This window comes from Gordonia effusa NBRC 100432, from assembly GCF_000241305.1.
Taxonomy (GTDB): domain Bacteria; phylum Actinomycetota; class Actinomycetes; order Mycobacteriales; family Mycobacteriaceae; genus Gordonia; species Gordonia effusa.
Genome location: NZ_BAEH01000085.1, coordinates 1 through 5,875 on the forward strand (window position 1 = coordinate 1; position 5,875 = coordinate 5,875).

Genomic DNA, 5,875 nt, shown 5'->3' on the forward strand with positions numbered 1-5,875 from the left:
ACGCAGTTTTCCGAAAAGGATGTCGCCCGGTCGGAACGGCGTGCCACTCGCCGCATAGGCGGACAACTCGCCATCGACGAGCTGGCCAGTTTCCGAGATCATGTCTTCTAGCGAGACCTGAAACCCGAGCGGCGGTTCGGATGCTGAGACGAGCGACACATTCGCCCAGAACGGGGCGCTGCTCACTCTTCGCTCACCGCTGTGAACATCGCGGTCAACTCACCCATGAGCTTCTCCACCTCAGTGTCGATCTCCGCCAACGGTCGGGGCTCCTCGGGTACGAAGAAGATCCGGGTGAACGGGATGTCGGTGCCGTGCTTTGCCTTGGTCTCGTCCCACTGCGCGCCGGGCGCATAGGGCAGCACCTCTCGCGCCATGTGCTCGTCCAGATCCTCGCTCAGAGGCACGCGCTCGGTGATCTTCCACCCCGGGACGATCACGGGCTTGCCCTTCCGATCGACCGCGAGGGGTGCAGAGTCATCCTCCACAGCCATCGCCTTCATCACGGCATCGACCAAACCGACCGAGGCCTTCAACCCGGCCGATTTCGAGGCCTCCGGGAACGCCTTCGGAAGGTCATTCCAAGGGGCGCCGTCTAGGGAGCGCAGGATCGCGACGTGACCCTCGGTGAAGTCGCGGCGGGTGCGCAGCGAGTCGACAACTTCGTCGCTGAAACGCGTCGCGAAACGCGCCCGCTTGTACACAGGCACGTCGCGGAACATGAAGTCCTCAGGAGTCATCACGCGAGAGATCGCAGGGTCAGCTTGATCAAACGCCTTGTATGCCTCCATCAGCGTTCTCCGGTGGTTCTTCCCCATCTCACGGCGCTTGTCGCCCATTGGTTTCCGCAGAGAGTCCCACTGGCCGGAGCCGTCGATGAGCTGGATCTTGCCCTTACGCTCAGGATCCTTGTTCGTGTCGAGGATCCAGACGTACGTGGCGATGCCGGTGCCGTAGAACATGTTCGTCGGCAGCGCGATGATCGCGTCGATCAGGTCTTCCTCGAGAAGCCATTGGCGGATCGAGTTGGGCCCGCTGTCGCTGTTGAACAACGGCGACTGGTTCGAGACGACGGCGGCTCGGCCGCCCTGGCCGTTCTTCGCCGCGGGGCTGAGCTTGGAAGCGCAATGAGCGAGGAACAGCATCTGACCGTCAGAGGTACTCGGCAGACCATGACTGAAGCGCGACCCGTGCACTTTCGCCTGCTCCTTGACGGCCTTCTCGTCTGCCTCCCAGTCGTTACCGAACGGAGGATTAGAGAGCACGTAGTCGAAGGTCTGATCCGCGTACAGGTCCTCGATGAGGGTGTTGCCCTGCTTGATCGCGTCAGGTCGGCCGCCCTGGATCAACAGGTCGGCTTTGCCGAGGGCGAACGCCGACGGCATGAGCTCCTGCCCGTACAGCGTGACGTCGATCTTCGCGTTCATACGCTTGAGCGCGTCCTGTGCGACGAGCAGCATGCCGCCGGAGCCGGCGGTCGGGTCGTAGATGGAGCGCAAAGCGCTCTCACCCGCGAGGCCGTCGTCATCGTTGGTGATCAGGATGTCCACCATGAGCTTGATCGCGTCGCGCGGGGTGTAGAAGTTGCCTGCGGCCTTCCCCTTCTTGTTGAAGGCCCGGTACATCACGTCCTCGAAGACATCGCCCATAGCGGTGTTCTCAAGTTGACCGGGTGACAGGTCGAGCTTCGAGAAGTGCTTCACCACGGAGTGGAGGCGGTTAGCGTCGGCGAGAACCTTCGCGCGGCGGTTGAACTCGAAGGAGGTCCAGATGTCGGCGATGTTGTTGGAGAAGCCGTCGATGTAGCTCTGCAGGGACTTGTGCACGTTGTCGTCGACCGATGCGATCGTGGCGAGGTCGAGCGGTGAGACGTTGTAGAAGCTCAGCCCGAACTTGTCCTTCACCGCGATGTCGATCAGGTGTGGAGGCATCCCGGCAAGTGAGGCGACGAACGCAGTCACCTCTTTCTTGGTGTCCGCGAGCATGCACTCCAGTCGGCGGAGCACCGTGAACGGGAGGATGTAGTCGCCGTAGTCCTCCTCATCGACTATGTGTCGGAGATACTTGTCGGCGGTGTCCCACACGATGCGTGCGGTCGTCGTATTTTTGCCTGCGTCAGCCAATGCGTTGCCCTCGATCGGTCCCGGTCACCCGTCAGAATGTATCGGAAACGTTACATCGGGGTAGGGACAATCGAAGAGACGCCCCGCGTCGCATGTCGCGCGAGCAGCACAGTCCCCGGAAGCGCTGCACAGCAGGAATACCAAAGCCGCCCAGGAGACACTATCGCCCGCCTGGGGCAGTGCCAGTCGGCCTTCGCGTCCGCTTCCGCATAGAGCGCGAGAAGCCCTGCCTGCGCCTTTGCGTTCTGTCGGCACCGTCGGCTACATTGACATCAATCGACCCCCTCCCAAGCCTCTCAACGATGCTCAAATGGGAGGGGCCTTTTCTTTCTGAGGTGCGCCGATGAAGCCGAGCCTGTCGTGGGAGGAGCAAGTCGCCCTTCTGGTCGAGCGCGGACTCACCATCACCGACAAGGACGCCTGCGCGGCGTTCCTCGCAGCGCACAACTACTACCGGTTCTCCGGGTACATGCGGTACTTCCAGCAGGCTCCGCACGAGGGCAACAACACGTTCCAGCCGGACACCACGTTCGATGAGATACGCGCTGTCTACGAAACCGATGAGGCGTTGCGGCTTGCACTCATGCCCCGGCTTGCACGCGCCGAGGTGCTGCTACGCACCCACACCGCGTACGTCATCGCCAACGACCATGGCCCGCGCGGGAAGTACCTGGAGGAGGACTTCTACACCGACATCGGTGACGCCGAGCCGACCGTCGAGTCGTGCCTTCGGGACATCGAACGGAGTCGAGAGCATCACATCCTGCGCTATGTCACCACCGACGACGGCTCGGTGAACTTCGCGGAGCTACCTGTCTGGTCGGCCGTCGAGTCCTGGTCCTTCGGCACACTCTCCAAGTGCATCGAGCGCGGAGCACAGGGCGCACTGGCCGACGCGGTAGCGACCAGCATTGGCGTTGCCAAGGCCGGCTTCCCCTACCGTGTGAAGGCACTCGTCTATCTGCGCAACCGGTGCGCGCACCACAGCCGCCTGTGGCATCACTCCGTCATCAACTCGGGGCCCACGCCCAGCAACGTGCGCGTCAAGGCGAAGAAGCTCGGCGGGCAGTTCGAACCCCGCTCCGTGCTCGACGTGATCGCATCGCTCGACGACATCCTCGTTCGTGGCAAGACCTGCACCCCGATCCTCCCGGAGCTGGTGCAGCAGCACGAACGGACCTCGACGTTCTGGCTGGGTCTGGCGCGCCCGCAGAGCCCGCGAGACAGGCAGAAGTAGACGCCCCTCCGCGGTGCATCCCCGGGTGCCGATGGGGATGCACCGGCACCGGAGGAGACCTCGCGGTGCATGTGGGTTTCGTCCTACGGTCGCGGCATGGAACCAGGCCGCGACGAGCTGTTGACGATTCCCGAGGCGATCGAACGGTTGCGCATCAGCAGGACCCATTTCTTCCGGCTGAAGAGGCAGGGCGTCATTGTCGGGATGCGCCTCGGGCACCGCACCCTGATCCCACAACGGGAGATCGTGCGGCTGATCGACGAGCGGTATCACCCGCCGAAGAGCGACGGGTAGGGCTACTCGCGGGTCGTGGCGGCCCGCACAGCCGGGTCGGAGCCGATCTCAGAGGTGAGCTTCTCGAGCGTCATCCCGTACGCCTCGGCCAGGGGCTCCAGCTCGAAGACACGTAGCGGCCGTTCGCCCCTTTCAGTCTTGCTCAAGACGGATTTGTTGATGCCGCTCCGCTCGCCGGCCTGTTCCAACGTCCACCCCGCGCGTTCACGTACGCGGCGCAGCACTGCCCCGACGGCGACGTCGGCCTCGGAGACTCGCTTCGGGACCCACGGTTCTGGCTTCTCTTCACCCATGCGGTCATGCTGCAGGAGTGGGTGGCCACGTGGTCGGTGGCGCGCCGGGGCAACTCCTGGACGATGCCCCAGCACCTGCCTCCGGTTACGTTCAGGAGCATGCAGCAAATCACCGAACTTGCGGACCGGCATGTATTCGCCGCACTGGAAACGGCGCGGTCCAACGTGCTGCTGGCAAGTCCCTACCTGGGGGCGCGGATCGCCTTCCGGCTGTCCGACATGGCCGCGCACTCACACGCATCCTGGCAGTTGCTCACGGCTCTCGATCCCTGGGCAGCCGCGGGCGGGTATCTCGCTCAGCCCGGCCTTCGAGCACTCCTCGACGCGGGTGTTGAGGTGCGCGACCTGCGCAGACTCCACGCGAAGACCTACCTCGTTGACGAGGAGTTCGGCCTGATCGGCTCAGCGAACCTCACAGACACCGGCCTCGGCGGCGGAGCACGCCCCAACGCCGAACTCTCGGCGCATCTCGACAAGCAGGGTGTCGCGAAGGCACGCGCGGTGGTCGAAGCGTGGTGGCAGGAAGCCGAGCCCATCGACACGGAACGCCTGGACGCTTTCGCCGCGGAGGTCGACGCACTTCCGCGCATGCCCCGCACCCGGCCGACGCCGACCGCGCCGGCGAACCTCGAGGACGGCGCGATCGAACAGCTGCTCAGCGACACACGTGACCCCGGGCGGAAGCTGTGGGTGAAGGCCCAGACCCTGCACGATGAACTCGCGCCGTGGCGGGCTCCCCACTGGTTCTCCAATCACGGCGGGCGCGGTCGTCCCCGGATCGAAACCGGGGACCTCGTGGCGATCTACTCCACGCCGCACCACGGGATCATCGCGATCGTCGAGGTGACATCCGATTCTCGTGAGGACCCCAGCTTCGTCCGCAGACAACGCGGCTGGGCATCGGACGAACCGGTGAAGCACCCGTGGGTGAACAACACGGCTCCCCGCCTGGTTCCGACCGACCTCACCGTCGTGGATCCGGTAGCAGTCGGCATGTCGGCGGGTCAGGTGTCGAGCCTCCAAGGAGGCTGGATCGGCCTCCCACCGGAAGTGTTCACATCGGTCGTCCGCGCGTTGGCCGACGGCGGCGCCTGACTTCGTCTACCGCCGGGTCCGCTGGAACTGCCACACCCCGTGATCGAGGTCGGTGGGCAACATGCCCATCTCCTTCGCCGCGGCGGTGAGGATCTCCATGGCGAACGGCGGCGTGACACTGCGGCGGGGCAGCCCCAACGAGTCGGCAACGAACCGGCAGATCATCCGGTCCGGCTTCACTCCCTCGATGCCGGCGAGCATCAGCATGTAGTGCCACGTGATCCCGCTGCGTTGCCCCGTCACCGCGCACCACGCCTTGCGGACCTGCTCCAGCTGGGCCCCGTCCTGCTCGGCCACCTTCCGGAGCAGGTCGGTGTTCCTGATCCCCGCGGCGTCGAGCACACAGGCAGCGTCCCGGATCGCCTCAGACTTGAGTATCCCGCCGCGGGTGGAGGTGCGGTTACTGTTGCCGATCCTGCTCGCCCAACCGTCCGGCCCGTCGAGCTCGTCGACGGTGCCCAACAACTCGGCTACACCGTCGCGGTTCGGGTCACCGCTCCGCTCGCGGCGGTAGGCGCGGTAGCGGGCGACCACGTTCTCCACGCTGCTGTACGTGACGCCCGTGGACTGCACGCTGTCGATGACACAGAGGGCAAGGCCGTCGCGGTAGCCGTCCGGAGCCTTGGAACCGCGGAACTGCTCGCAGGCGGCGACGAGTGCATGGAGCTGCTCGGCGGTGTGAGTCATGGGCGACAGCGTGGCATAGGGCACCGACGCCGGGACAGGAAACGTTGCACGATTCAGAGCGGTTGTGTCGGACACGGGTGCGACGATCACGCGATGACGACCGACACCAAGCGCCGACAGCTCAAGCTCATCGCCGAGCGGATCAG

General features: G+C 64.8%; 7 protein-coding genes. 3 read left to right on the plus strand and 4 right to left on the minus strand.

All coding sequences use genetic code 11. The annotated features are described in order from the left end of the window. Positions 1–186 (minus strand): hypothetical protein (locus GOEFS_RS14900; RefSeq protein ID WP_007318760.1); only part of this gene is annotated, 186 nt, incomplete at its 3' end. After that, positions 183–2,123 carry a type I restriction-modification system subunit M gene (locus GOEFS_RS14905; protein WP_007318761.1) on the minus strand — a complete coding sequence of 647 codons (1,941 nt, stop codon included), beginning with the start codon at positions 2,121–2,123 and terminating at the stop codon, positions 183–185. The genes GOEFS_RS14900 and GOEFS_RS14905, both read right to left, overlap by 4 nt. A 343-nt stretch (positions 2,124–2,466) precedes the next feature. On the opposite strand from GOEFS_RS14905, the gene GOEFS_RS14910 reads away from it, so the two are divergent. Next, on the plus strand, positions 2,467–3,360 hold the full coding sequence (locus GOEFS_RS14910; RefSeq protein ID WP_007318762.1) for an Abi family protein: 894 nt from the start codon (positions 2,467–2,469) through the stop codon (positions 3,358–3,360). Positions 3,361–3,456: 96 nt separating this feature from the next. After that, a complete protein-coding gene (locus GOEFS_RS14915) occupies positions 3,457–3,654 on the plus strand; it encodes a helix-turn-helix domain-containing protein (RefSeq protein WP_040525232.1) in 198 nt (65 codons plus the stop codon). Between the two features lie 2 nt (positions 3,655–3,656). Here GOEFS_RS14915 and GOEFS_RS14920 read toward each other — a convergent pair whose 3' ends face one another. Beyond that, a complete protein-coding gene (locus GOEFS_RS14920; RefSeq protein WP_007318764.1) occupies positions 3,657–3,947 on the minus strand; it encodes a helix-turn-helix domain-containing protein in 291 nt (96 codons plus the stop codon). A 99-nt stretch (positions 3,948–4,046) separates the two neighbouring features. Between GOEFS_RS14920 and GOEFS_RS14925 the strand changes: the two genes are divergently transcribed. Continuing rightward, entirely contained in the window at positions 4,047–5,042 is a 996-nt protein-coding gene (locus tag GOEFS_RS14925; protein ID WP_040525233.1) for a phospholipase D-like domain-containing protein, read from the plus strand. 6 nt (positions 5,043–5,048) lie between these two features. Here GOEFS_RS14925 and GOEFS_RS14930 read toward each other — a convergent pair. Further along, positions 5,049–5,875 (minus strand): DUF8548 family protein (locus GOEFS_RS14930; RefSeq protein WP_007318766.1); only part of this gene is annotated, 827 nt, incomplete at its 5' end.